The sequence below is a fragment of the Halorubrum halophilum genome (assembly GCF_000739595.1).
Classification (GTDB): Archaea; Halobacteriota; Halobacteria; order Halobacteriales; family Haloferacaceae; genus Halorubrum; species Halorubrum halophilum.
Map to the genome: position 1 here is coordinate 1 of NZ_BBJP01000012.1, position 23,702 is coordinate 23,702.

Genomic DNA, 23,702 nt, shown 5'->3' on the forward strand with positions numbered 1-23,702 from the left:
CATGGAACTGCTATCCAACTACAGGGATGAAACGATTGGTTTCACAAGGTTGGTCGTAAGAGACATGTTCGTCAGAACATGTCACGCTATGGAGACCAGTACGTCGTCGGTGAAACGTATCGTAGCTCGTCAGATCCTCAAAAAGATGAATTCCAAGCGTGGCTAAACGGGCCGATCGACAATGGGATCCGGAACAGCGGTGGCATTCGTGCGATCGTGAACTCACAGACTGGAAAGCGTGAGTTCCTTGTCTTCGTTTCCAGCCAAGAGCGAGGAGGGCCACAGAACCCGTGGGAGGACGTTATCAATCGAGAGGAGGGAATTGTTCGCTACTGGGGAGACGCGAAAGCACGACACAATCCCGACCCGGAGAATGCGAATGGGAACAGGTGGGTGAAGACCGACTACTGTGAGACCTACGCACAGGACAATCGCGAAGACGCTCCGCCCGTCCTCCTCTTTGAGAAACCCCGTTCAGGGGAGGTCACTTTCCAGGGCCTCTGTGTACTGACGGATCTCAGCATCGAGCGCTACAAGGACGGTGCCGACACCGTTGTCAATTACCTCTTCGACCTCGCGATCCTCGACGTCGACACCGTCGATCTCGAGTGGATCCATCGCAAGTCTCGAACTGGCGCCGACGTCGGTGGCCCCGACGCATGGAACGAGTGGATAGACAGCGGACGCGTTCGACGATACTCGATCTACAAAAACCAGATCCGCTCGAGAGACGCACAGTTGCCTGATACCGACTATCAGCCGCTCCTCGATGACATTCGAAGTCAACTCGATAATCCAAAGAAAGGCGAAAAAATGGAGTTCCTGATTCAGTACCTCCTCGAGACGCTTCCGAACTTCAGTCAAATCGAACAGACTCCAACGAGTGGTGACCGGGGCGTGGATCTTGAGGGACGGATCGACTTGCTACCAGATGCTCCGCTCGGTTCGACTGACACCGGGATCAAATTCAAAGCTCAGATCAAAAATAAGGGATCGAGCGTCTCGGGCAAGGAACTGAGCCGACTCGCCTCACGAGTCGAGGACGGGGAAATCGGCCTCTTCTTCACAACATCACACTACACGAAACAGGCTCAGGAAGAGAATTTCTCCGCGTATCCGGTTCGATTGTTCTCGGGTGGAGACATCGTGAAACTCCTCGCTCAAACCGAACTCGTCGACGATCGGACTCTGACTGATCGCGTTGTTAAAGATATCCAGAAAGAGGTCAGTAGATAGTAATTAAACCGTCTCTCGGCCTCTTACACTTGCCGGGCGGTATCCGACAGAACGCTTATTCGAGCGGTCCACGAAGGAGGTGTATGGCGAGTGCGACACGCGACCCGTCTAACGGTGAGGGGGTCGAGTTCATTCACGAGGATGACGGCTCGATCACCGCGAGGGATATCGAGACCGGTGTCGCGTCTTTCGGTGACACGAAGGCGGAAGCCCTCCGTATGCTCGCAGAGGCGATTGAACTTCACGAAGGCGGTGGCGAGCCCGTGACTGACGAGGATCTCGATGAGTGGGGCCTCGAAGACTCGGAACCCGGCGACGAGGAGCTTCCTGACTTCATGAAGTGAATGGTCCGGACGAACTTCTCCGGACGCGAGATCGCGTCTGTACTCCACGACTTTGGCTACAAGCGTGTCGGCCGCGTCGGCAGTCACCTGAAGATGCGTTACGAGTCACCAGACACGGACGAGGTCCGGGTAGTGACTGTTCCCATGGCATCCGAAGACGAGATCCCGACCGGAACGCTGCAGTCGATCGCCGACCAGTGTGGAGCCGAGGACTTCCACGCGTGGTGTGAGTGGATCGACGAGCATCGGTGAGCTTCGGGCTGTCGACTTGTTATACAAGTCGATAAATAGACCCTCGAAACCGCCCCGATCACGGCGGTGACCCGCTCGGTTCTGCCGCATTAAGTGCTATCTTGTTTTGGAAGGTCGTATGCGCTTAGAATCCACGCGCAAGGAGGACCAGTTCAAATGCTGGCTCACGGACGACGACCTCGAGGAGCTCCGCCGTGCCGCGGGGAGTCACCGCGACGACCTCGTGATACAGCTCGGCGGGTTCGTCGGGCTCCGCGCCTTCGAGATTCCGCAGGTCGCGCCGAAACACGTGAAGCGTACTCCCGACGGCGACCACTTCCGCCTCCGCGTCCCGGAGGGGAAGGACACGACCGGGAGCGGCGGGAAGCCTCGCGACGCCTACCTCCCGCGAGAGGTCGAGGGCGATATCCACCGGTTCGTTCGGTCGGAGGACGTCGGCCGCCACGAGCCGATCGTCGACCTCTCCGAGAGCGGGATTCGGGCGGTGGTCAAACGCACGGCCGAACGCGCGGCCGACGCGACCGGCGACGAGGACTTTCTACACGTGTCGAGCCACGATCTCCGGCGCCGGTTCGCACAGAGGCTTCTCGTCGATAAGCAGGTGAACCCGCGCGTCGTCATGCAGGTCGGCGGGTGGGACTCCTTCCAGGCGATCGAGCCCTACCTGAACGCGCCGACGCCGGAGGTCGTCAACGACGCCTTCGAGGAGGCGGGATTCGCGTGAGCCGCGAGCAAGAGGCTGTAGGTGTTGTTCGAGACCTTCCCGGTCCGTTCGTTCTGACGGACCGCGGGCTTTGTATGGTGCTCGGGGACAACATCGTCGGTCCTGGAATGACACAGATGACGCTCGCGGCGCTGCTCGGACTGTTTGCGAGCGGGGTGATCAGCGTTGTCTTCTGATCAGTCTTCGGGCGGAGTTTACTGGAAAATCAAGCTGTTAGCTGCTGTCTTGCCAATTATTTTGGTGATAGCAGTCGCGCTCCGACCGTCGTTCGTCGACTGGGCGTTTTTCGGTGGCGTCTCCGCCTTCGCAGCTTACGCTCTAGTCGATTATCTGGAGGATCACCATGCAGCGTGAGGAATCTACGGATGGAAACGATCGGAACGGCGTCAGATTCGATGTTGACTGGCTCCTCAGTCGCGTGATCACGTTCCTGGTCGGTTGGATGGCAGTCGCGTTGTTCGGGCAGGTGTTCTCAGACTACTCACTCACAATATTTTTGTGGGGAATGCTCGCGTCGCACACCTTTCAGCGGTCGGTGTCGCTCGAAAATCGAGAAGACGGCCGCGAGGAGCTCGTGTTTCGCTGGCCGTGGGACGACACGGCGGACGAGACGTGACGAACACGGCGGAGACCCTCTCACACCTGTTCGGTTCTGCCGTTTTATCCCCTCGCTGACGGCTCGTCTTTTATATCGGCTCGTGCGGCGAGCCGTGAACGGCATGAACGACGACGACACGGGCTCGGAGAAAGAGCCCGACGGCGAGGAGAAGCGGTGGACCGAATGGTCTAACCACGGAGGCGACGCGTGACCTGGGATCCGACTGGGATCGTCGTCAGCGACGCCTTCCGCGACTACGTCGAAAAGTTACGAAACACCGCCTCGGACGGCGAAAAAGTCCGTTCTGGAAATGACAAATCGACACACCAGCGGCAGCAACGGGAACAGCGCATGAACATCAACATCAAGAAGACGGGACTCGCGACGCTCCTGGCGCTCGCAGTCCTCACGTCCATGGCGGTGCCGGCGGTTGCACAGTCGGGCAACGAACTCGCTGACAAGTCGGTGACGGTCGACAGTGACACCGAGAGCGTCTACCTCGAGGTCACCAACACCTCGGGAGACGCACTGAACTACACTGTCTACGGTATCTCCGACGGTCTCTCGGACGAAGTCGACTCCGGGACGATCTCCTCAGCGGACGAGAACGACACGGCTCGGCAGACGTTCGCGGTCAACGCGACCGAATACGACGAGTACCGTGTCGTTGTCACCGAGGACGCGAGCGACTCCGACGAGGAATCAGCTGACAACATCGAGGTCGGAACGACGGTTAACCAGGCGGGCGGGGGCGGGGCCTTCTTCGCCGGCGCCGGCGGTGGCCTGTTGACGGTGACGAACGGGATCATCGCGTTCGCCGTGTTCGGCGTGACGTACGTCATTGGCCTCTGGGACCCGGTGAAAGAGCGACTGGCGGAGGAGTAACATGCCGACCCTATCGCTTGGAGACGGCGGCGGTGTGGGAACGCTCAACGGCATCGCGACCTACCTGTCAGAAGGCGGGAAGGCGACGACGGTGCTCTCGGCGTCAGTCATCGGACTGATCACGTCTCCGTTCATCGCGATCATCGACATCGTCAACGCGATCACGCAGTTCGCGACGTCGCCGTTCGAAGGCGCCGGCGAGTCGATCTCCTCGCTGTTCGACGGGCTCTTGACCGGGCCCGCGGACCTGATTCTCGCTGGCTCCGAGATCTCTGAGGCGGCGATACGATCCGTTTTCGGCGAGACGATCGCGGGGATCCTCGCGTTGCCACTGACAGTGGCGCTCGCACTGGCGAGTCTGTACCTCTTGGCGACGTTCCTGAACGAGGAGGAGACTGGAAACCTGTTCCCCGGCCTGCCGTTTGACGTGCCGTACATCGGCGCCGACGAGGAACCCGTTGATGATATGTAGGACACCATGAGACACACTTCGCCGCAGTCCTCGTGGGGTGATCGCCGGTGAGTAGCAGCGGCGATGGCGCCCTCACGAGGTTCATCAACGGCGACACGTCGGGCGGAATTCCCATACTGAACGTGTCGAACCCCGTGAATTGGGGCCGACTCGGCCAGACGATCGGCACATCGGTTTTAGCCACCGTGGTGGCGGGGGTAACGAATGTAGTCGCCACAGTCACGGACCAGGTGGTGTCGATCGTCGGCGGGTTCGAAGCGTTCATCGAAGGGAGCTGGCAGCCGGTGAACGGCACCGGGCTCGGCTTCGCGTATGAGTCGGGACTCATCGACGTGACGCTCGGTGCCGTCGTCTCGGGCTACAGCAACGCGTTCGCGTTCAACTCGGCACAGTTCGGGGTGCTGGCGCTCCCGATTAACTTCGGGATCGTCCTCGGAAGTGTCTACGTCCTCTCGGTCGGCCTCCAAGCGGCGACCTCGAGGTTCTTCGGAGGTGGGTGAGCGTGGCGCAAGCTAATCCGAACGATGGCGGTGGCGACGGGTACACGCTACCCCAGTCGCTTCAGCGATTCGCGAGGTCGCCACAGGGGTTCATCCTCGGAGCGATTCTCTCGCCGCTCCTAGAGGGGCTCAACGACGCGGTGGTTCAGTTTCTGGACCTCATCGTGTTCGTCTTTGAGGGCTCCGAGCCCGGACTCGTCGGGACCTACGGTATCGCGGACATTCCGCTGTTCATTGGGACCCAGCTCGTCAACATCGGCGCGACGATCGGCGGGTCGGCGTCCGACGGAACCGGCTTCCTCGGTCTCGTGGATCGGCTCGTCGAGGCGGCGGTCGGCTTCGCGACGGTCGGCGGACCGCTCGCGCCGATCATCCTCGCGGGCGAGGTGGTCGTTGTCGTGTGGCTCCTCGCGTTCATCGGGCGGAGAATCATCCTCGTCATCGCGGACGCGGTGCCGGGGCTCGCGGGGGTGCTCGGAACCTAACATGTCACTACTCAAAAACCCGGCAGCGATAGTGAGCGGCCTGTTCGCGACGGTTGCTGCAGTGTTCAACATACCGTTCGTCGACGGGATCGCGTTCTGGATATGGGGCAACGCCAACCAATTGTTCTATATCTCATCGCTGCTGGCGACGGTCTCAGAACAGCTCCCGTTCCCGGAGAAGTACGCGACACAGGCGCTCATCCGACGGGCGTCATCCTACTCGCGAAGCTTCTCCTGGACGCTGGAGACGACCTCGAAGATTCAATCGAAGATTCATGACTCACACAACGACGATCGACAGTCGACCAGTGCGGAAAACGGAGGTGCGGTAGATGCCCGCGATGTCCACCGAGGCGATCCTCGGATGGGTCATCATCGCCGGGTTCGGGTACATCATCGGCGAGTACACGGACCTGTTCGCGTATCTCATCATGTACCCGAAGAAGGCAGCGAAGAAGATCTTCGGTGCGGCGACAGTCGACCGGCTCCTCGGTGCCGGTGGGCTCGTCGGCGGGCTGTGGGCCGGCCCGGTCATTTGGGAGCTCGGGGCGACCGCGCTCGCTGGCCTCGCCGGCGGCGCCGCCGGAGTGATCGCGATCGACAGCCTCGGCTTCGAACTGACGAACGGCGAGTTCCTGGCGGTCGGCGTCGTCGCCGTCCTCGCGTGGATGTTCGCCTCGGCCTCGGCAACGGAGGACGACGACTGATGTCGACCGTCATGCCTTTCGAACTGCCAAGGGCGGTGACCTCTCGGACGCGTCTCACCGGCGTGTGGGCCGCAAACATCGCCGGCGCTCTCCTCGGAATCGGCGCCGCCGGTGTCCTGTTCCCGATCGGCGACAGTGTTTTTCAGGGTGCTCTAGTAGGCGTCGCGCTCGGTATCGCGACGATCGGGTTCGTAGTCGCGTACGTCGTCAGTGACCGCTTGGATTCGCTTGAGGAGCGGGAAGCCAGTGAGGTGAGCGGATGAAGCTCTCCACCCGTCGAACGGTTCGACAGTGGTTCCTCGATTCACCGCGAGGGACGGCCTACGCACTCTACGCCGCGTCTCTCGGACTCATAGCGCTCGGAACCGTCGCCGATGCTGACATCGTGGGCGTCACCGGCATCCTCGCCGGCGTCGGTCTGTTCTACGTTCGCGACCAGATCAAATTCGACGCCTGTTCGAACTGTAAGACCAGCGTCAACGCGATGTCCTCGCGATTCTGTGCAACCTGCGGGCACCGGCTCGACGACCTCGAGGCGGCGCCGCCGATCGACGAGCGCGTCGACGAGCGGTTCCGACCGGTCGGCCTCGAGCACTTGGAGCGAACGCCGGCTCGCGACCAGGCGCCGGCGCCGGTCGCGGACGGTGGTGAGAGCGACGAAAGCGAGGGAGACCGATGAGCATCCTCGGAGACCTTGGATACGTCGCTTTTGTAGTGATCGGCGGGACGATCCTCGGTGGCGTACTCGCAGCTGTAGCGGACGCGACGATCGCGGGACAAATTGCGGGCACACCTCTCGGACCGGCAAGCTCGTCGTCGCCAATCGCGTGGTCCGTCGTCGGCGCCGTCGTGCTCGTCGGTGGTAAGGAGGTATCGGGATGAACCGCGGCGCCGCGGTCGCCGCGGTTAGTCTCGCTGTCCTCCTAGTCGTGTTGACGGCGACGCCCGCTTTGGCGGCCGTGGTGCCGACGGAGACCGGTCCGTCGCCGCAGGTCGATGATTCGAACGCAACGTGGGAAGAGCCCGGCCCGTTCTCCCTCGAGGAGCTCCGTCGAAGCGGGACACAGCCGCCGAGTACCGCCGAGGCCGTGACGATCGAATCCGAACGGAGTCTCGGCACCGGCGGCGCGTTCGTCAAATATCCGACGATATCGCTCATCAACTCCCAATCAAAGCCGCTGAAGCCCTCTACTCGCGTGCAGTCGAACACGCTCACGTTCGAAACGTCGGCGTATCTCGATGCTGTCGGCGAGTACGAGGTCGTCCTCGTCTACTGGACCGAGGAGACGACGACCGGACCGAACGGGCAAGAGCGGACCTACGCGGCCGGTCAGGAGGTGCAGCGGGTCGGCATCAACGTCGACAAGGGCCGGGACGCGTCCCGAATCGGGCTACAGCCGCACTTCGACGAGACGGTGCAGGCATCGATGTGGCTCGAGAAGGACGGCGAGCTCGTCGACGGTGCCCGGTGGCGGTTCGAACACCGGAGCAATCCGCTCGCACAGTCGCCGGCGTTCTCTGTCGATTCGGAGGGCGACCTGTTCCGGTGGGGCGGTATCAACATCCTCCTCCCCGCGCTCGTCTCGCTGTTCGTCAGCCGGAAGATCGCGGACCACGTGTTCGATCGCATCGTGATCGGCGCACAGAAAGGCCTCGGCTTCTGGCTCATCCTCTCCGGGCTCGTCTTCGTCGGGACCGCCGGCTTCGCGACGTTCGCGACCGCGTCCGTCCTCGCGAACGCGCCCGCCGTTGTGGGGGTGGTCGTCGGCCTCATCGGGCTTATCCTAATGCTCGGTCTCCGGGACGCTGACGCCGAGAAAGCCGGGTTCTTCCAGCGGCGTCTCGACGACGACGCGCTCACTCCGACCGGAGACGACGCGGCCTCGAGCCGGCTCGTCCCGAACCGAATCAAAACGGTGGTCAACCGCGGGGGAACGCTGTACGCGCCCGCGAAGGGCCTCACGCCGATGCTCGCCCGCTACTGGGCGGACCCGGCGGCCGTGCCTCGTGGGGACTTAGCCACTGTCGACGAGGGCGACGCCGACTCCGACCTGGAACGGATGTACGAGGTGGACCCGACGAGCGACGAGGTCCTCACTCACTCGCCGGCGACGCTTTCGTTCGCCCCCTCGCTGACGGTGGACGTCGACGAGTCGGAGCTGGCAGAGCCGCCGGAGGGTGACGGAATCGCCTCGCTACCGGACGCGATCGCGACGAGTCTGTCGAACTTCTCGACGAGGCTCAATTGGTCGTTCCTCGCGGTCGCCGTCGGCGGCGGCGCACTCGGCTACTTCGGCGGTATGGCGATCTTCGGCGCGCAGCTGGTCGGCGTCGCGATCGCGGCCGTTCCCGTGCTCATCGCCGGGACGGTCGCCGTCGACGGGAAGATGTCCGTCGAGCCGGCGCCGTACCACTACTCGGACGTGCGTGCGACCGTCGCGACCGAGCGACAGGAGTACGTCGCCCGCCGGACCTTCGAGGACCTCCACAGTCAGATTCAGGATATGGACTGGCAGGCGCTTGACCGCGCTCAGTCGACCGTTCAGACCCTGAGAAAAGAGATGGCCGAGAAGATGGACGACATGTTCGGCACGGACATGGCCGACGAGCAGCTCGACACCACAGACACCGACTCGGACGACGGTGATGGCTCGGCGCCGTGGACGACCGATTCGAACACGGATTCGGGGGTGGCGGACGATTAGCTCCACGAGCTCTCCGGACCCACTCGGCTCGGTCATCTCGATGCAGCGCGAGGACGACGATCGAAAGGCCGAGTCCGCGCACGTCCCCGCGCTCCCGACGCTCCGAGCGCAACAACGCGATATCCGGTCGCGGCTCCGCACGGGGTTCGGCTCTCGACACGAGCTCCTCGTGTGGTCGCACGTTGCGGCCGCGATCTCGGTCGGGAGAGTCCCGGACGACTGGTTCAGTCACCTCATCAACGACCAATGGACCGTCGCGGCGTGTCTCGACGAGCCGAGCGCGCGCCGGCATCTCTGTGGAGAGACGGCGCCGTCACCCTCCGAGGCCCGGACGGAGCGGACCCGCATCATCCAGGACGTGCTCTCGCCGGCGTTCCAGAAAGCCGTCGACGTGATTCGCGCTCAGTCGAACGACTTCACTGACGACCAAGACGGGGTCCGACACACCGACCGCCAGCGGTTCATCGCAATGCGCCCGCGGCTGCACCAGCGCGTTGTGGACCAGCACCGGGCGCTGAGGGCGCCGTTCGGAGAAGGTGTCCGCTCACAGGCGGATGCGGTTGAATGGGCGGACGAGGTCGCGTACGCGGCATCCGGCCACCTTCCTCGCGACTTCACGTCGCAGGTGTGCAACCCGATGAGTCAGTGGTGGACGGCCCTCGCAAATGAGCAAACGGCGGTGCTCGACTCGATGCTCGCCGAGGACGTGCTCCCCGCGTGGAACAGTGCGCTTCGAACGGCCTCCACAAACGCCGAGGAGCTCCCGAGCGGGGGAGTCGAATCCTCATCATCTGCAGGCAACCTATCATGAGCAACTCCCAGAATATCCCGGACGACATCCCGGTGACATCGACGGACTCGATGCTCGAGGTCGTGCAGGATCCGGAGTACCTGTACGAGTGGTTAGCCGGCCTCGAGGCGACGAGTATCGACGAGACACGGGAGGTCAAAAACGACAAGCGGCGGCACAGCATCGGCGAGAATCTCGTCCGACACATGGAGATGACGCCGTTCCCGGACCTCCTCGAGCGGTTGGAACGGACGCCGGACCCCGTCGAGGGAACACCGCCACACAGCACTCTCCGACACCCACGGGCGATGCTCGACGCGATCGTCCACACCTCGGATATGGATGGGTTCCGGCTCGACTTCGAGGACTTCAGCGGACTCTCCGACTCCCGGAGAGGTGTCTTCGAGTACCTCACTGATCCGGACACGTCCGTCGACGACAGCGACCTCGAGACGACTGGCGGCTCGGATGCGCTGATTCACGGGCCGATGGGCCGCGGAAAGACGACCTCGGTCTCGACGATGATCGCCCGCTGGATGGAAGTGAACGGCGAGGCGGTCGTCTGGCGCGGAACCCCGCAACGGACCGAGTGGCTTCCGCTGGCGCCGTGGGCCGTCGTCTGCCTTCCGGAGGGCGTCGAGTACAGCGTCCGGCTCGCACCACCGGAGGACGGCTCCGGGTTCGCAGAAACGGATTTCGAGCCGATCGAGGTCGACCTCGAGGACATCGTCTGGCGCGTGGAGCGCTACAGCGACCTGGATGACCTGAACAACAACGTCCTCATGTCGGGTGCGTTTCACGTCGTCTATCCCGATCCGAAGTTCCGAGGGTGCGAGGAGATCACTCAGAAGGCGTCAGAGTGTCCCCCGCTCGAGTACACTTCGATCTGGGAAGCGGAACGGCGTCGCCACGATCCCGAGCTCGACGACAAGGAGGCGACGCCGACGAGCCACTGGTGGTTCAGCTGGCTGGTCCACCACAACGTCAACGAGGAGCGGTCGATGCGGACGACGTGGGTCTGCGACGAGGCGAGCAATCTGTTCAAACACCACGCGTCGAACGATAACGGCGGTCTATCGACCAAAATCGCCGCCGTCAGCCAGCAGTACGTCGACTTCCGACGGAACGGCCTGTCGTTCGTGTTGCTGACTCAGAAGCCCAGAGAGATCTCTTGGATGATCCGAAAGAAAATGCGCTGGGGAGTCACCCTCTCCGGCACCGACAACCCCACAGGTAGCGACGAGATCATCGGCGTTCGGCCGCCGATGAGCACAGAAATGACTTCGACCTGGAAACTCGGTCGCGGGCTGTTCTGGACGAGCGGTCAGTACACCGAGTTCGGCTGGGACGATCTCCCTCGCCGATACAAGGTTCCGGGGAAGCTCCGCGTCATCTCGCCGGAAGTTCGGAGGGTGAGCGCCAAATGAAACCGATTTCAATCGATTCCCAAAATCGAGCCGAACCGCGCCGAGTGAGGGATTACGCGCTCGCGCGTGCGCCAGCCCACCACCCCCCCGCGGGATGGAGGTCGGCATGCTAGACGAGATTCCGCTCGACGATGAGCAACTGAAAGTGGTTGGACTCGTCGGCGTCGTCGTCCTCGCGATCGCCGCTGCGCCGATGATGCTGACACCCTCGGACGACGGGATGGAACCGAACAACGGCACGGTCGTCACTCCCGACGGCACCACGCTCGAGGAGGTCAGCGACCCGAGCCGAGGACCGCTCGAGAACCTGAACGCGATTCCGGCGTCACACCTGCGAGACGACGAGAGTCCGACTGTCCACGCGTCGACCGGCACGCAAACGATGCGCGTGGAGACGACGACGGCCGACGGCGAGCCGGCGCTGAACCTCTCGGACGACCGGACACACGACGGTCGCTGGGTCTCGGTACCGACGGACTGGTTCAACCGGACGCACGGCGAAGTGCCAGCGGTCGCACGCATCGCTCACGAGCAGAACGGCACCTATACCGAGGCGATACAGGTGCGTGGCGACTCTGCGGCGTTCTACGTTCGCGGGTTCTCGACGAACACGATCACGTTCGGCGGCGAGCTCGTCATCCGGGACCAGCCGGCGGTCGACGGAACGCGCCACACGTATCAGCTCGACTCGCGAGACTCGGTCGACGACGTGTCCATCAATGTGACGGGCGTGATAAATGCAGACAACAATCGAAAAGACGCAGGAATTGTCGGTGACGGCGACTCGATCTCGGTTGATATTGGCGGGAATATACAACCGGTGGGTCACGAATCGACCACCCCCGTTCTGGATGTGACCGAAGAACCTCCGAGTGGACCTGATTCCTTTAGTGTGTCAGATTCGGACTGGTCTCCCTCTACTGATACTCAATTGATAATCACCGCTGACGCGAGTAATGTCGTTGATAGTGCTGAAACTCCTTTTGAGCTCACAAAAGGCGACAACGGCGATGATTACGGAGCCACATGGGAAATGTACATCGCAGATGGCGATGTGGGTAGCTCCGTCTTTTCAGAGGGTGAGCAGATCAATTCGGACTCTAATTATTATAGTGGTAGTTCGGCCAGCAGCCTTTATCCGAGTTCATCTGTTGACGGTGATATCTCCGGCCAAGTCACTATCGGCATGGATGTTACGGACGTTCAAAATCTTGATGGGATCAAGCTTTTCGATCCGGTGTTGTCATACGAAGGATATACCGTGGAAGATATGACTGTCAGCGCTGACGACGGGACACAAATATCATTCTCAGGGCCCGGAACGTATGATTTCCCGGTTACTAGGGACGCATCAACGATCGACATATCCACCTCCTCTAACGGAGCTGGGGTTGCTCTGGAATACCGCGCAAGATCTCAAACACATGATCCCGTCGTGGAAGTTAACGGTGAGACGACCGGGTACGACGGCACCCTCGGTGACGGAGAGACGGTCTCGCTGAACGCGAGCTCGTCGTGGCTCCAAGAGGGGACGAACAACGTCAGCGTGTCCGTGGGTGACGGCTCGGTCACCAGCGGTCCCGAGCCGCACGTAGACGTGGAGTACCGGCACGACCTCGAGTCGCCGCGGACCGTTCAGTACGAGAGCGAGGCGCTCTCGGAGCGGTACAACGTCTCGAAGACCTACACGACGCCGCGAGAGAACGCCACTCTCACGGTTCCACACGCGCGAACGGTTCTCTCGATGCGCTCGCTCGAATACCGGCTCAACGAGAGCGGAACCTACTCGAGCGTCCCGCAGTCGGCGTCGAACCTCTCGGGGACGACGCTCACCGTCGACGTGTCGGAGGTCGCGGGCGATCCGGTGCCGGAGGGGACGACCGTCGAGGTGCGATCGGTCGGCTCTCGCGTCGACGCGCACAACGCGGAGATCTCCGTCGTGCAGGCGACGCCGGTCGGCTTCGACCTCGACTCGCGCATCCGACTCGACTCGTGGAGCTCCGATAGCTACCTCGGTATCGGCGAGACGCCGCAGGGAAGCCTCGTCCACTACGCCGAAAACGAGAGCTACTCGGCCGAGAGCGACTACGTCGAACTGTACGGAGACGGCCGCCAGCGCCTCCACGCGCCGAACGCCTCATCCGGCAGCGAAATGACGCTGAACACGCTTCCCGCCCGCGTGTCGCCCGGCCAGAACAGCATGCGCGTCCGCGTCCCGGAGAGCGCGAACGCGAGCAACACGGGGTTCGTGGTCGAGCCGGCGAGCGTCGTCGGAGACGCGTGGATCGCCGAGTACGTCGCCGGCACGGACGGCCAGTGGTACGCGGTCGTCGACGGCGACGGCGAGCAGCTCGGCGCTGCGGAGAAGCCCGACCCGATCGAGGTGAGCCGCGACGACGTGGGGCTCGTCTCGATCGAGGCGACCGATCCGCCGAGTCCGTCGACTGACTCAGTCGGCAGCGGCGTCTTCGCGACCTTCTCGGACGGCAACCTCCCGAGTCTCCTCGTCCTGTTCGGAGGGGTCGGGATGCTGTTTGTCGCCGGTTCGCGTCCGTCGAGTTCGCGGGACGCCGTCGACAGCATCGCCGCCAGCGTCGGCGGCTCGTTCTCGCGTATCCCGCGTATCGGTGGCCCGGTCGGCTCCGGTGTAGAGTCGGCCGTCTCGGCGGCTGGCAGCGGGCTAGTGAGCGTTGGGGAGAACCGACTCCTCACCGGTGCCGTCGGCGCCGCGGTCGCCGTGGCGGCCGCAGAGGCCGGGCTGTTCAGCATCGGCTCGGAGACGGGCGCGATCCTCGCCGTCGCCGGAATCGCCGTCGGCTCGCTGTTCCTCTTGCGCGAGGCGGACGCGTTCACGACGGCGCGGTGGATCGCGATCGTCGGCGTCGCCGGCGTCGTCGCGCTCCAGGGGCTCGGCGAGACCGACCTCCTCACCGAGCTCGTCAACTCGGACGCGTTCCTCATCTTGGTGCTCATCGGCAGCTACGCGCTCATCCAGCTCGTCCGCGAGTACCGCGCGAACAACGGACCGAACGACGACCGCCCGCAGGTTGTGATCGGCGGCAACCTCCGAAGCGGCGGCGACGACGAGGGGTCAGACTGATGAGCTGGCTCCTCGAGGCGCTGGCCGCGCTCGGCGCCGGTCAGCGGTTGATGATGGGCGCGATGCTCCTCGTGGGGGCGCTCTACCTGTTCAAGGCGGTCAAAATCGGTCGGCTCATCGGCACGGTCCTCTCGTCGGGCGCGGCCTACGGCATCGTCGTCCTAGTCGGCGCCGGCGTCGCGATCGGACTCGGTTGGGTCGACCCGAACGTCGGCCGGATGACCTCGCAGCTGGCGACGTTCGTCGATACGGTGTGGAACGCGATCGGCGAGTGGGTCATCGACGCGACGATCGGGCGCCTCGAGGAGACGACGTAAGGCTATCTGAGAAGGTACTTCGCGGGTTCCCGTCCCCCACTATACCGTGTTCTCACCGCGGAGAGAGTGTCCTACGACCGTTCTGTACGTTCCACGTGCGGAGCGGTGCGTGGCGGTAGGCCGGAGCCGTTCTGGCTCCGGCCGTTATTGTTCTCCCCCTTAGGGGCTACACCCGTAGGGTCCCCTGCTAACCTACCCACGCACCGCGGACGCTCTACCGGCCGTTCTCGCGACGTTACACCCTGCGAAAAGCGCGATCCGCGACAAGAGGTTAAGAACCATTATGTTTTAAAATCCACCTCGTATCAGCGCAAAATTCACTCGGCGACCGAATCGACGCGCGATCGGCCCCGCCGACGCACCGGGTTAACCAACATCGGAGGGTGAGAGGCGCGAAGTGTTGGTTAAGACCGCGAGGAAAAAGAGAGCCGAAGCTATCGCCCGAGGCGAGCCCGTGGCGCCGAGCGCCGTTATTCGACCCAGTCTCGGCGATCGGTCCTCACGCGGACCTCGTCACCGTCCAGGTACCCGCGATCGAGCGCGTTCGCGAGCTGGTGCACCTCGAGGCGGAGGTCCTCGAAGTACGCCCACTCGGAGTTCCGACCACGATCTCTGTCGCCGGCGTCGTCCTCTTGGTCGTCGCTCTCCTCCTGGTTGCCGACGGAACTCGGATCGTCGCGCTCCTCGCGACGTTCGCGGCGCTCCTCCGCGCGGTCCATCATGTCGTCGACCTGGTCGTCCGGATAGATCCGCCGGAGGATCTCCTCGGCCTCCTCGAGAACAGCGAGCGAGGGGAACACGACGAGAACCGGATTCGAGACCTTCTCGCAGACGCCGATCTCCGCGAGCCGGGAGACGTGGTACCGGATCGTCGAGCGGGCGAGACCGGTCCGCTCCTCGAGCGTGTCGTACGACGCGCCGCTCTCGGTCGCGACGACGCGGAGGATATCGTACACAGCCTGCGTGTTCGCCTTGAGGGCCTCGCGGTGGATCTCTGTCCCGACGGCCTCGTACCGCTCCCGGAGCTGTTCTCGACGGCCGTTCGGATGACGGTAGCGGTACTCCGGGCTCGCTGAACCGGGCTGAAAGTCGTCGGCGATCAGCTCCTCCCGACCGACATCCGCCCAATCGAGGTGCGCCGAGACAACGGAACGGAGGACCGACATGACCTCGTCCCACTCGTCGACGTGCGGAAGCGCACCGTCGCCGTCGACGCCGGCGAACGACGCCTCGAGCTTCGGATGATGCGCCGGGTCCTCTCGCGGGATCTCTGTCCATCCGGCGTTCTGGTAGCACTTCAGTTCGATATCGTAGCTGGTCCGCTCGAAACCGAGGAGGTGCCAGCGGTCAGCGTCGAGGAGCGCCTCCAGGTATCCCTCGCGAAGCCGGTACTGGTGTGCCTCGATCTCCGACATACCGCCGAATGCGATGAGGTCACGCGTCTGGTCCATCACCTCGATCACCTGGCGCTTCCATCCGATATCGAACCGGTGGTGCGCCTCCGCCTTCGTGAGGCGCCGCGAGTCAGCGTCGCGGTCTTCCAGGAGACGACCGCGGTCGACGTCTAGGACGAGCTCGAGAATGTCGAGCATGCGACCCTCGATCTCGTCGGCGGTGTCCGCCCACGTGGTCGAGCACCGCACGAGCGAGCCCTCTCCGTACTGTAGCGTGAGCGAACTCCCGTCCTTGTAGTTGAGATCGTCGAACTGCGGGATCACGCGGAGCGAACACGCCTGTCCGGTCTTGTGGAGGTCTCCGTCGTCATCGCGCTCGCGAAGAGTGAGGTCGTACTTGTAGTACGCCGAATAGTCGTCGCCGGTCCCAGTTCCGGCCTTCCAGCGTGACGAGGTGAGCTTCACGACCCACTCACGGCTAGATGTCGGCGCTTCGAGCCACGGGAGAGCCTCGTGGTTAACCTCCGCGACGATCCCCGGCTCCTGGTCGCGGTCTCCGACGACCTCGTACCACAACTGATGCACCGCCGAGTAGACCGCCAAGTCGCGACCAGCGTCGTTGAACACGGCCTGTACGGCGGCACCGTGGGCGGCGGGTTCGGGAGCGATGCGATCCTCGAGGCGCGGGTCGGGGAGCGTCCCAATCGTGGCGTCCGGCGTCGAGGGCATGTCGATGCTCACGCCGAATCAGCCTCCTCGAGGACGGCGAGCGCGTTCCACCAGGTGACGCCCCGACACGAGTGACAGACGTGCTGGAAGGAGCCGCTCGACGCGTCGCCGACGATCTCGGTGGTCCGCTTCTCTGAGGTCTTCCCGCATCCAGTACAGCGCGCCGAGAGGAGCGGGCCGACGTGACCAGCGCCGGGAGCGGGACGCGACTTACTCGCCATCGTTCTCCTCCTGGTCGTCTTCCTCCTGATCGTCCTCCTCCTGGTCGAGTTTATCCGCGAGTTCGTCGGGGAGGTTGTCGTTTTCCTCAGCGAGTCGGAGCTGTTCCGCGAGCGATCTCGCGTGATCGGGATCGTCGCTCACGCGGACGCACCCCCGTCAGCGTCGTCCGGTTTGTACCGCCTGCCACCGTCAGAGGTTGACTTCCGGAAGGAGTCGGGACGGTGGGGACAGCCGACGAGGTGACCGTACTCGAGATCGCCGTTAATGCTCTCAGTACAGCGGGCGCCGCAGGTGTCGCACCGGAACTCGCGGGACTTCGTGACGGTGAACGACCCGGAGTATCCGAGGCTCACGCTGACGCACCTCCTGTGTCAGAAACCCGGAGACAGCTCTGGGGGTCGCTATGATTATAGGTTGGACAACGCGAGACGGCCCTCTCTAATAGTAGCGGAAGTACGGAAATTAGGTGGCTGGGGAGTTGTACGGCCCCAACCGCGGTGGCATAACGCCGACCGCTTCTGAGGTGGGCCAACACGGATTTGAACCGTGGACCTCCCGGTTATCAGCCGAGCGCTCAACCTGACTGAGCTATTGGCCCAGGTGAGCGCATTCATTGGTTGCGCTGGTAGGATTTTAAGGGTTTCCTTTCGCGAATCGGCCGCAGTCAGCCGGTTTCGGATCGCGTCAGAAGCGGCTCACGCAGAGGGGAGAGCGCGTAGAAGGCGGGGCGTCAGTCGCTCCGGTCCGGCTCCTCGTCTTCCACCGTGAAGTCCACGTCGACGACGTCGTCCGCGTGGTCCGGGTCGTCGAATCGGTCGCCGTCGGCGGCGTCGCTGGGTCCGTCGCCGGTGGAGTGCTGGTCGTCGAAGTCGCCGTTGCCGCCGAACTCGCCTTCGTCGAAGTCGTCGCCGTCGAATCCATTTCCGTTACCGAAGTTCCCGCCGCCGAACGAGCCGCCCATCGTGAATCCGGCGCCGGCACCACCACCGTCTCCGTCGCCGCCGGGGAACCCGCCGATGTAGACGTTTCCGGTGGTGAATCCGCCGGTCTCGCTGTCGAGATACGGGATCACGACGTACTTCTTGAGTGCCATGCGGATCGGGACCCGCGAGAGCGGGAGCGCGAGCAGGAATCCGACCGCGTCGGTGACGAGTCCCGGCGTGAGCAGGAACGCGCCGGCGGCGATCAGGAGGCCGCCGTCGAGCAGTTCGTCGGTCGGCGGCTCGCCGCGGGCCAGCTTGCGCTGGACCCGCGCGAGCGTCGCGCGCCCCTCGGCGCGCAGCAGGAGCATCCCGAGGACGGCCGTCAACACGACGAGCGCGACCGTGACCGCCCACCCCAGCCGCGTCGCGACGACGATCAGGAACAGCGCGTCCACGAGTGGGACGACGAGGAGCAGCGCGAGCAGCGTTCGCGGGCGCATACCGTCGCCTTCCCGCCGGGGACCCATAGCCCTTTTCGTCCGGTGCCGTGGGGAGGCCGACGGTCGGCGGTGGACGGGCGGCAGGCGTTCGGCGCCCGATCCGCGACCGCCACGGCTTTGACCGGCCGGTCCGAGCCGAGCGTATGGACATCGTCGGCGCGCTCGGCCGCGACCCGCCGGACCGCGAGTCGCTGCCGCGGTGGCTCGCCCCGCTCCCGGAGGCGCTGGAGGACGTGGCGTTCCGGTTCGTCTGGGTGATCGTCGCCATCAACCTCCTCGGCACCGCGTTCGGCTTCTGGTACTACCGGTTCCAGTTCCGCGAGCTGCCGGTCGAGATGTGGCCCTTCATCCCCGATAGTCCCGGCGCGACGCTGCTCATCGCGCTCGCGCTCGCGGCGTGGGGGCTCGGCCGGTCGAGCGACACGCTGGCGACGCTCGCCTTCTTCGGGAACGTCAAGCTCGGGCTCTGGACACCGTACGTGCTCGTCGCCTTCTCCCCCGCGTTCCTCGCGAATTCGGGGCCCGCGATGTACGCGTTCCTGTTCGTGAGCCACCTCGGGATGGTCGTGCAGGCGTTCGTGCTCCACCGGATCACCGACTTCCCGCTGAAGGCGGTCGCGGTCGCGACCGCGTGGTACACGGTCGACCTGCTGATGGACTACTTCGTCCCCGTGCTCGGCGAGGTGACCCACACGTCGATCCCCTACCCCGACGCCGAGCCGTGGTTCACGACGACCGTGCTGCAGGTCGCGGCGGCCGGCGCGGTCGTGCTCACCGTGATCCCGCTATTCTGGGCGCTCGCGACGCGGATCGCCACGCTCCGGCTCCGGATCGGCCGGGGCGACGACGCCTGACTGTAGCCTCCGCAGCGGCGTCCCCCGTTTAAGTCCCCGCGGACCGTCAGGGACGCCATGAGCGCGTACGAACAGATCGCGGACCTTTCAGTGACGATCGAGTCGGTGGAGCGCCGCCGGTACACCGGGAACACGACCAGCGGGTTCGAGCGAACGACCACCGAGTTCCGTCTCGCCGGAGACGGCGTCATCGGCCGCGGCGAGGACGTGACCTACGAGACCGCAGACCACGCCGCGCTCGTCGGGACCGACCCAATCGACGTCGAAGGCGAGTGGACGATCGACGAGCTGTCGGCGCGCCTCGACGAGATCGACCTGTTCGCGCACAAACCGCCCGAGCAGGAGTACTTCCGCAACTACCGGCGGTGGGCGGTCGAGAGCGCCGCGCTCGATCTGGCGCTCAGACAGCGCGACGAATCGCTCGGCGAGTACCTCGGTCGCGAGCCTGAGCCGGTCCGGTTCGTCGTCTCGACGCGGCTGGGTGAGCCGCCGACGACTGACCGCGTCGAGGAGCTGCTCGCGCTCGACGACGAGTTGGAGTTCAAGCTCGACCCGACGCCAGACTGGCCGGAGGAGGCGTTCACGGTTCTCAGAGAGACCGACGCGGTTCGTATCCTCGACCTGAAGGGCTGGTACGAAGACACCGACGTCGACGGCGAGGCCGACCCCGAGCTGTATCGGGACGTGTTCGCCGCGTTCCCGGCCGCGATCGTGGAGGATCCGGCGTTCACGCCCCAGACGCGCCCGCTCGTCGAGCCGCAGGCCGACCGCCTCTCCTTCGACTACCCGATCGACGGCGTCGAGGCCCTCGAATCGCTCCCGGTCGAGCCCGGGTGGTGTAACGTGAAGCCCTCTCGGTTCGGCACGCTCGAATCGCTGTTCGAGACGATCGCGTACTGCGAGGAGCGCGGCATCGAGCTGTACGGCGGCGGCCAGTTCGAACTTGCCAGCGGCCGGACCGCGATTCAGACGCTCGCCGCGCTGTTCTACCCCGACGCGCCGAACGACGTGGCTCCCCGCGAGTTCAACGACCCCGAGGCGTCGCCGCCGTATCCGATGAGCCCGCTTCGGCCCGACCGCGACGCCGTCGGCTTCGAGTTCTAGGGAGAGAACTCCGTTGAACTGCTCAGAGGCGAACGGTTTCGGGAGTGAGTGGCGGAGTTCGTTGGTAGCGATACGGTATTTAAAAAGGTGTGAGCGACGGCGACGAACGCTTATAAATGAACGGGGCGGTGGCGCGTGCCGACGAGCGGCCGACAGGCCGCGAGTCGAACGCGCGAGGGAGTCGGTGGTCCGGAGCGAAGCGGAGGGCCACCGACGAGGCTGGGGAGGTGTGAGGCTGTGTGGTGCGGTTGCGGGGCGGGACTCAAAGGGGCAGCAGCGAGGGCGGCGCAGGCGACTCAAGCACCGCAACGAGGGAGCGAACGAAGTGAGCGACCGAGTGAGGCGCGCAGCGAGCCTGCGCCGCCCTCGCTGCTGGGGCTTTGGAGGTCTTCACCGTGCTGTCTGTGGCTTATAAACAGCCGCCAGCAGCATCACTCGATCGCTTATAAACAACCGTGTCACCAATTCGCGGTACCTACTCCCGCCGTAGTTCAGCAGAGCCGAGCGTGGTGGGGTCTCCTTCTACCGCTCGCGCTCGGAGATCCGATCCGACGACCGCGACGCCGAGAAGTCGCGATCGGTCGTCGTATCGCGATCCGTCGCGGAGCCGAACCGGGACGCCTCGTCGGCCTCGCGCTCGCGGGTGTCCGCGAACCGCTGGGCGGCGTCTGCGATCGAGTCGAGGACGGCGAGGGTCCGGTAGCTGAGGTACAGCCCAATCGACAGCGCGCCACTGACCATGACGCCGAGGAGGATCTGTCCGACGATCACGAACGAGTACGCGAACAGGAGGAGCGAGACGACAGCGATCGCCGTCCCGGCCCGCGTTCGGAGGGCTTCGGAGGGAGAGAGAGGGTCGTGCGTCATACGCGGCGCTACCGGCGCGGATCAGTTAAAAATGGCCGACGCTACTCTGCGTAGATCGTGTCGCAGGTCGGCTCCAACCGCACCTCGCCGTCGGGGAGGAGATACACGTCGACGCCGCCGGCCGAGCGCGTCCCCTGTTGCTCGCAGTTCGGGTCCGGCCAGTCGCGCTCGATCGGCTCGCGGTCGTCGACCGTCACGACGACAGCCGTCGGCGCTCCGGTGAAGGGTTCGGTCCCCTCCCGGGCGCGGTCGCCGTCGATCTCGAACGTCTGCCGGTACAGCGCGTCGCCGCCGGCGTTTTCGACCCGGACCGTGAGCGTGTGGGCGGTGTCGCGGCGGTTGTACATCTCGACCTCGTGCGCGAGCTCTCTCGGGCCGAGGAGGTCCGCGCAGCCGGCGAGTCCGCCCGCCGCGGCGGCAAACAACGTACCGAGGAGGGACCGACGAGTCGACTTCGGGGACATACGGAGGCCGTGCGCGCGGCTCCGTGATACCGGTTGCGGTCTAAAAAATCGACTGCGGGACGGCGAGCGCTCAGTCGTCGGCGGGCGCCGCGGAGTCGCCGGTGGAGACGCCGGTGCCGGGCCCGATATCGATCCCGAGTTCGTCGAGCTTCTCGTCGGGGACGACGCCGTCGACCCAGTCGCGGGTCTCGTAGTACTCGGCCTTCATCTCGTCGAGCTCCGCGAGCTGACCCTCGCTGGCGCCCGTTCCGGGGATGGCGTCCGGGTGCCCGTCGATGAAGCGGTTCGGCAGGGTGTCGTCCGCGCCGTCGAAGCCGACGAGGTTGTTGTAGTAGCGTTCGAGGTTGTACACCCGCTCGCCCGCCTCGAACAGCTCGTCCTCGCTGACGTCGCGGCCGGTCATGCCGTTGTACTGGAGCACGTACTCTTCGATCCCCTCCGCGAACGCGCTGAACTTGCAGATGTCGAAGGAGTCAGACACCGCGTGCAGGTCCTGGAAGGTGGCGGTGAGCTCGCCCTTGCCCTCCCACTCGTACGGGTCAACCTTCTCCGGAATGCCGAGGATCTCGGCGGCCGGCGTGTAGCCGCGCAGGTGGCAGGCGCCGCGGTTGGAGGTCGCGTACGCGATCCCCATCCCCTTCATACAGCGCGGGTCGTACGCGGCCATCGTCTGGCCTTTGACGGAGAGCTTGTTGCCGTGGGCGTCCTTCGCGTCAGCGACGCGCTCGGGACCCTCCGCGAGGAGGTCGCCGAGGTCCGAGGAGCGGTGGCCGATCTCGTCGAGGAGATCGATCATCGTCTCGGAGTCGCCCCAGTCGAGGTGCCCGACGCCGTCGAGTTTGCCTTCTTCGCTCATCTCCATCGCCATCGCCATCATGTTGCCGGCCTCGATGGTGTCGATGCCCAGGTCGTTACAGCGCTGGAGCATCAGAGCGATCTCGTCGCGGTCGGAGTGCCCGGAGTTCGGGCCGAGCGCCCACGCGGACTCGTACTCGTACGACTCCGTGCGGACGTTCATGTCCTGCCCCTTGTGGGTGACGTCGACCTCGACCTCCTTCTTACACGCGACCGGACAGGAGTGACACGTCGGCTCGTCGACGAGGATGTTCTCGCGGACGTTCTCGCCGGAGACCCGCTCCGCCTCGATGTCGACGCCCTCCGCCTCGTTGTACGCCTCGGTCGAGGTGTACTTCGCGTTCTTCGACGGGAGGCCGTCCATCTCCTCCGTCGCGTTCATCAGGACGTTGGTGCCGTACATCGAGAGTCCGCCCTCGTTGGGCGCGGTCACGTCGGACTCCCGGATGACCTCCATCGCCTGCTGGTACCCCTCTTGGAACGTCTCGGGGTCTGCCGGCTTCGGCATGTTGGTGCCGCTCTTCACGACGACCGCCTTCACGTTCTTCGAGCCCATCACGGCCCCCGTGCCGCCCCGGCCCGAGGCGCGGTCGTCTTCGTTGATGACGCAGCCGTAGCGCACCTCGTTCTCGCCGCCCTGGCCGATCGCCATCACGGAGACGTTCCGACCGACTTTCCCGTCGACCTCCTCGCCGATGGCGTCGATCGTGTCGTGGACGCCCTCTCCCCAGAGGTGGGAGGCGTCGCGTACCTCGACCTCGCCGTCCTCGACGAACAGGTAGACGGGCTCGTCGCTCGCGCCGTCAAGCAGGAGGCCGTCGAGCCCGGACCACTTGAGCCGCGCTCCGGACCAGCCGCCGTGGTGCGAGTCGGTGACTGTCCCCGTCAGCGGGGACTTGGTGACGAACGCGATCCGACCGCTCATCACGGTCTGGGTCCCCGTGAGGGGGCCGGTCATGATCGCGAGCCGGTTGTCCGGCCCCAGCGGGTCGACGTCCGGACCGGCGTCGAAGACGTACTTGACGCCGAGCCCGCGCGCGCCGATGTACTTCTCCGCGTCGTCCTCGTCGATCCCGCGGTAGTCGACCGCTCCGTCCCCGAGATCGACCTGTGCAACTCGGTCTCTGTAGCCGCCCATTTCAGTCATGTAATGCTCGTTAATTAAAGAAGGACTGTAGCGGGTTAGTTGTTCACCTCTCGACGTAGCCGGTACCGGTTACTTCGACGCTCGACTGCCGGCATCGTGGT

The 23,702-nt window shown here is 64.5% G+C and carries 29 protein-coding genes and 1 tRNA gene; 21 read left to right on the forward strand and 9 right to left on the reverse strand.

Annotated features, from left to right (window positions below):
- The first annotated feature begins 78 nt into the window (after nucleotides 1-78).
- From ACP96_RS03800 to ACP96_RS03880, 19 genes are all read left to right on the forward strand, one after another.
- Nucleotides 79-1,236: a restriction endonuclease gene (locus ACP96_RS03800; protein ID WP_082222461.1), complete on the forward strand. Its 1,158-nt coding sequence runs from the start codon at nucleotides 79-81 to the stop codon at nucleotides 1,234-1,236.
- 83 nt (nucleotides 1,237-1,319) lie between these two features.
- Entirely contained in the window at nucleotides 1,320-1,580 is a 261-nt protein-coding gene (locus ACP96_RS03805) for a type II toxin-antitoxin system HicB family antitoxin (protein WP_050032284.1), read from the forward strand.
- A complete protein-coding gene (locus tag ACP96_RS03810; RefSeq protein WP_050032287.1) occupies nucleotides 1,581-1,832 on the forward strand; it encodes a type II toxin-antitoxin system HicA family toxin in 252 nt (83 codons plus the stop codon).
- Between the two features lie 118 nt (nucleotides 1,833-1,950).
- Nucleotides 1,951-2,556, forward strand: a complete 606-nt coding sequence (locus ACP96_RS03815) for a site-specific integrase (protein WP_050032288.1) — start codon at nucleotides 1,951-1,953, stop codon at nucleotides 2,554-2,556.
- On the forward strand, nucleotides 2,553-2,732 hold the full coding sequence (locus ACP96_RS18485) for a hypothetical protein (RefSeq protein WP_154020397.1): 180 nt from the start codon (nucleotides 2,553-2,555) through the stop codon (nucleotides 2,730-2,732). Before ACP96_RS03815 ends, ACP96_RS18485 begins: the two co-directional genes overlap by 4 nt.
- A 167-nt stretch (nucleotides 2,733-2,899) precedes the next feature.
- Nucleotides 2,900-3,172, forward strand: coding sequence for a hypothetical protein (locus ACP96_RS03820; RefSeq protein WP_050032289.1), 273 nt, complete (start codon nucleotides 2,900-2,902; stop codon nucleotides 3,170-3,172).
- 189 nt (nucleotides 3,173-3,361) lie between these two features.
- Complete coding sequence (locus tag ACP96_RS03825) at nucleotides 3,362-4,039, forward strand: hypothetical protein (RefSeq protein WP_237561606.1); 678 nt, start codon at nucleotides 3,362-3,364, stop codon at nucleotides 4,037-4,039.
- 1 nt (nucleotide 4,040) lies between these two features.
- On the forward strand, nucleotides 4,041-4,511 hold the full coding sequence (locus ACP96_RS03830; RefSeq protein WP_050032290.1) for a hypothetical protein: 471 nt from the start codon (nucleotides 4,041-4,043) through the stop codon (nucleotides 4,509-4,511).
- A gap of 47 nt (nucleotides 4,512-4,558) precedes the next feature.
- Nucleotides 4,559-5,011 carry a hypothetical protein gene (locus ACP96_RS03835; protein ID WP_050032291.1) on the forward strand — a complete coding sequence of 151 codons (453 nt, stop codon included), beginning with the start codon at nucleotides 4,559-4,561 and terminating at the stop codon, nucleotides 5,009-5,011.
- A 2-nt stretch (nucleotides 5,012-5,013) separates the two neighbouring features.
- Nucleotides 5,014-5,496, forward strand: coding sequence for a hypothetical protein (locus ACP96_RS03840; RefSeq protein WP_050032292.1), 483 nt, complete (start codon nucleotides 5,014-5,016; stop codon nucleotides 5,494-5,496).
- 332 nt (nucleotides 5,497-5,828) lie between these two features.
- Nucleotides 5,829-6,203 (forward strand): hypothetical protein, encoded by a 375-nt coding sequence (locus ACP96_RS03845; RefSeq protein WP_237561607.1) that lies wholly within the window; start codon nucleotides 5,829-5,831, stop codon nucleotides 6,201-6,203.
- Entirely contained in the window at nucleotides 6,203-6,466 is a 264-nt protein-coding gene (locus ACP96_RS03850; protein WP_050032293.1) for a hypothetical protein, read from the forward strand. Before ACP96_RS03845 ends, ACP96_RS03850 begins: the two co-directional genes overlap by 1 nt.
- Nucleotides 6,463-6,882, forward strand: coding sequence for a hypothetical protein (locus tag ACP96_RS03855; protein WP_050032295.1), 420 nt, complete (start codon nucleotides 6,463-6,465; stop codon nucleotides 6,880-6,882). Before ACP96_RS03850 ends, ACP96_RS03855 begins: the two co-directional genes overlap by 4 nt.
- A complete protein-coding gene (locus ACP96_RS18490; RefSeq protein WP_154020398.1) occupies nucleotides 6,879-7,085 on the forward strand; it encodes a hypothetical protein in 207 nt (68 codons plus the stop codon). The genes ACP96_RS03855 and ACP96_RS18490 overlap by 4 nt, the downstream gene beginning before the upstream one ends.
- A complete protein-coding gene (locus tag ACP96_RS03860; protein WP_050032297.1) occupies nucleotides 7,082-8,908 on the forward strand; it encodes a hypothetical protein in 1,827 nt (608 codons plus the stop codon). Before ACP96_RS18490 ends, ACP96_RS03860 begins: the two co-directional genes overlap by 4 nt.
- A gap of 40 nt (nucleotides 8,909-8,948) precedes the next feature.
- Complete coding sequence (locus tag ACP96_RS03865) at nucleotides 8,949-9,719, forward strand: hypothetical protein (RefSeq protein WP_237561608.1); 771 nt, start codon at nucleotides 8,949-8,951, stop codon at nucleotides 9,717-9,719.
- A complete protein-coding gene (locus tag ACP96_RS03870; protein ID WP_050032300.1) occupies nucleotides 9,716-11,125 on the forward strand; it encodes a hypothetical protein in 1,410 nt (469 codons plus the stop codon). The genes ACP96_RS03865 and ACP96_RS03870 overlap by 4 nt, the downstream gene beginning before the upstream one ends.
- 1,435 nt (nucleotides 11,126-12,560) lie before the next feature.
- Entirely contained in the window at nucleotides 12,561-14,225 is a 1,665-nt protein-coding gene (locus ACP96_RS03875) for a hypothetical protein (RefSeq protein WP_050032301.1), read from the forward strand.
- Nucleotides 14,225-14,542, forward strand: a complete 318-nt coding sequence (locus tag ACP96_RS03880; protein WP_050032303.1) for a hypothetical protein — start codon at nucleotides 14,225-14,227, stop codon at nucleotides 14,540-14,542. The genes ACP96_RS03875 and ACP96_RS03880 overlap by 1 nt, the downstream gene beginning before the upstream one ends.
- Before the next feature lie 470 nt (nucleotides 14,543-15,012).
- Here the strand turns inward: ACP96_RS03880 and ACP96_RS03885 are convergent, their stop codons facing one another.
- The 6 genes from ACP96_RS03885 to ACP96_RS03905 form a co-directional block, all read right to left on the reverse strand.
- Nucleotides 15,013-16,665, reverse strand: coding sequence for a DUF7845 domain-containing protein (locus ACP96_RS03885; protein WP_050032366.1), 1,653 nt, complete (start codon nucleotides 16,663-16,665; stop codon nucleotides 15,013-15,015).
- A gap of 8 nt (nucleotides 16,666-16,673) precedes the next feature.
- Nucleotides 16,674-16,886, reverse strand: coding sequence for a hypothetical protein (locus ACP96_RS03890; protein ID WP_050023807.1), 213 nt, complete (start codon nucleotides 16,884-16,886; stop codon nucleotides 16,674-16,676).
- The gene (locus ACP96_RS19115) at nucleotides 16,876-17,028 is read right to left on the reverse strand and encodes a hypothetical protein (RefSeq protein ID WP_202593909.1); all 153 of its coding nucleotides are present in this window, start codon (nucleotides 17,026-17,028) and stop codon (nucleotides 16,876-16,878) included. Before ACP96_RS19115 ends, ACP96_RS03890 begins: the two co-directional genes overlap by 11 nt.
- The gene (locus ACP96_RS03895; protein WP_050023808.1) at nucleotides 17,025-17,240 is read right to left on the reverse strand and encodes a hypothetical protein; all 216 of its coding nucleotides are present in this window, start codon (nucleotides 17,238-17,240) and stop codon (nucleotides 17,025-17,027) included. Before ACP96_RS03895 ends, ACP96_RS19115 begins: the two co-directional genes overlap by 4 nt.
- Before the next feature lie 171 nt (nucleotides 17,241-17,411).
- Nucleotides 17,412-17,485: transfer RNA gene (locus ACP96_RS03900), tRNA-Ile, on the reverse strand.
- A 132-nt stretch (nucleotides 17,486-17,617) separates the two neighbouring features.
- Nucleotides 17,618-18,310 (reverse strand): FxsA family protein, encoded by a 693-nt coding sequence (locus ACP96_RS03905; RefSeq protein ID WP_050032304.1) that lies wholly within the window; start codon nucleotides 18,308-18,310, stop codon nucleotides 17,618-17,620.
- Between the two features lie 143 nt (nucleotides 18,311-18,453).
- Between ACP96_RS03905 and ACP96_RS03910 the strand changes: the two genes are divergently transcribed.
- Together ACP96_RS03910 and ACP96_RS03915 are read left to right on the forward strand one after the other, a co-directional pair.
- Nucleotides 18,454-19,164 carry a DUF1405 domain-containing protein gene (locus ACP96_RS03910; protein ID WP_050023813.1) on the forward strand — a complete coding sequence of 237 codons (711 nt, stop codon included), beginning with the start codon at nucleotides 18,454-18,456 and terminating at the stop codon, nucleotides 19,162-19,164.
- 57 nt (nucleotides 19,165-19,221) lie between these two features.
- Nucleotides 19,222-20,268 (forward strand): enolase, encoded by a 1,047-nt coding sequence (locus tag ACP96_RS03915; protein WP_050032306.1) that lies wholly within the window; start codon nucleotides 19,222-19,224, stop codon nucleotides 20,266-20,268.
- 522 nt (nucleotides 20,269-20,790) lie between these two features.
- On the opposite strand, the gene ACP96_RS03920 is transcribed toward ACP96_RS03915, so the two are convergent.
- The 3 genes from ACP96_RS03920 to ACP96_RS03930 form a co-directional block, all read right to left on the reverse strand.
- Nucleotides 20,791-21,135, reverse strand: coding sequence for a hypothetical protein (locus ACP96_RS03920; RefSeq protein ID WP_050032307.1), 345 nt, complete (start codon nucleotides 21,133-21,135; stop codon nucleotides 20,791-20,793).
- A gap of 41 nt (nucleotides 21,136-21,176) precedes the next feature.
- Nucleotides 21,177-21,599, reverse strand: coding sequence for a hypothetical protein (locus ACP96_RS03925; protein WP_082222462.1), 423 nt, complete (start codon nucleotides 21,597-21,599; stop codon nucleotides 21,177-21,179).
- Between the two features lie 70 nt (nucleotides 21,600-21,669).
- The gene (locus tag ACP96_RS03930) at nucleotides 21,670-23,601 is read right to left on the reverse strand and encodes an aldehyde ferredoxin oxidoreductase family protein (RefSeq protein WP_050032308.1); all 1,932 of its coding nucleotides are present in this window, start codon (nucleotides 23,599-23,601) and stop codon (nucleotides 21,670-21,672) included.
- Nucleotides 23,602-23,702: the final 101 nt, after the last annotated feature.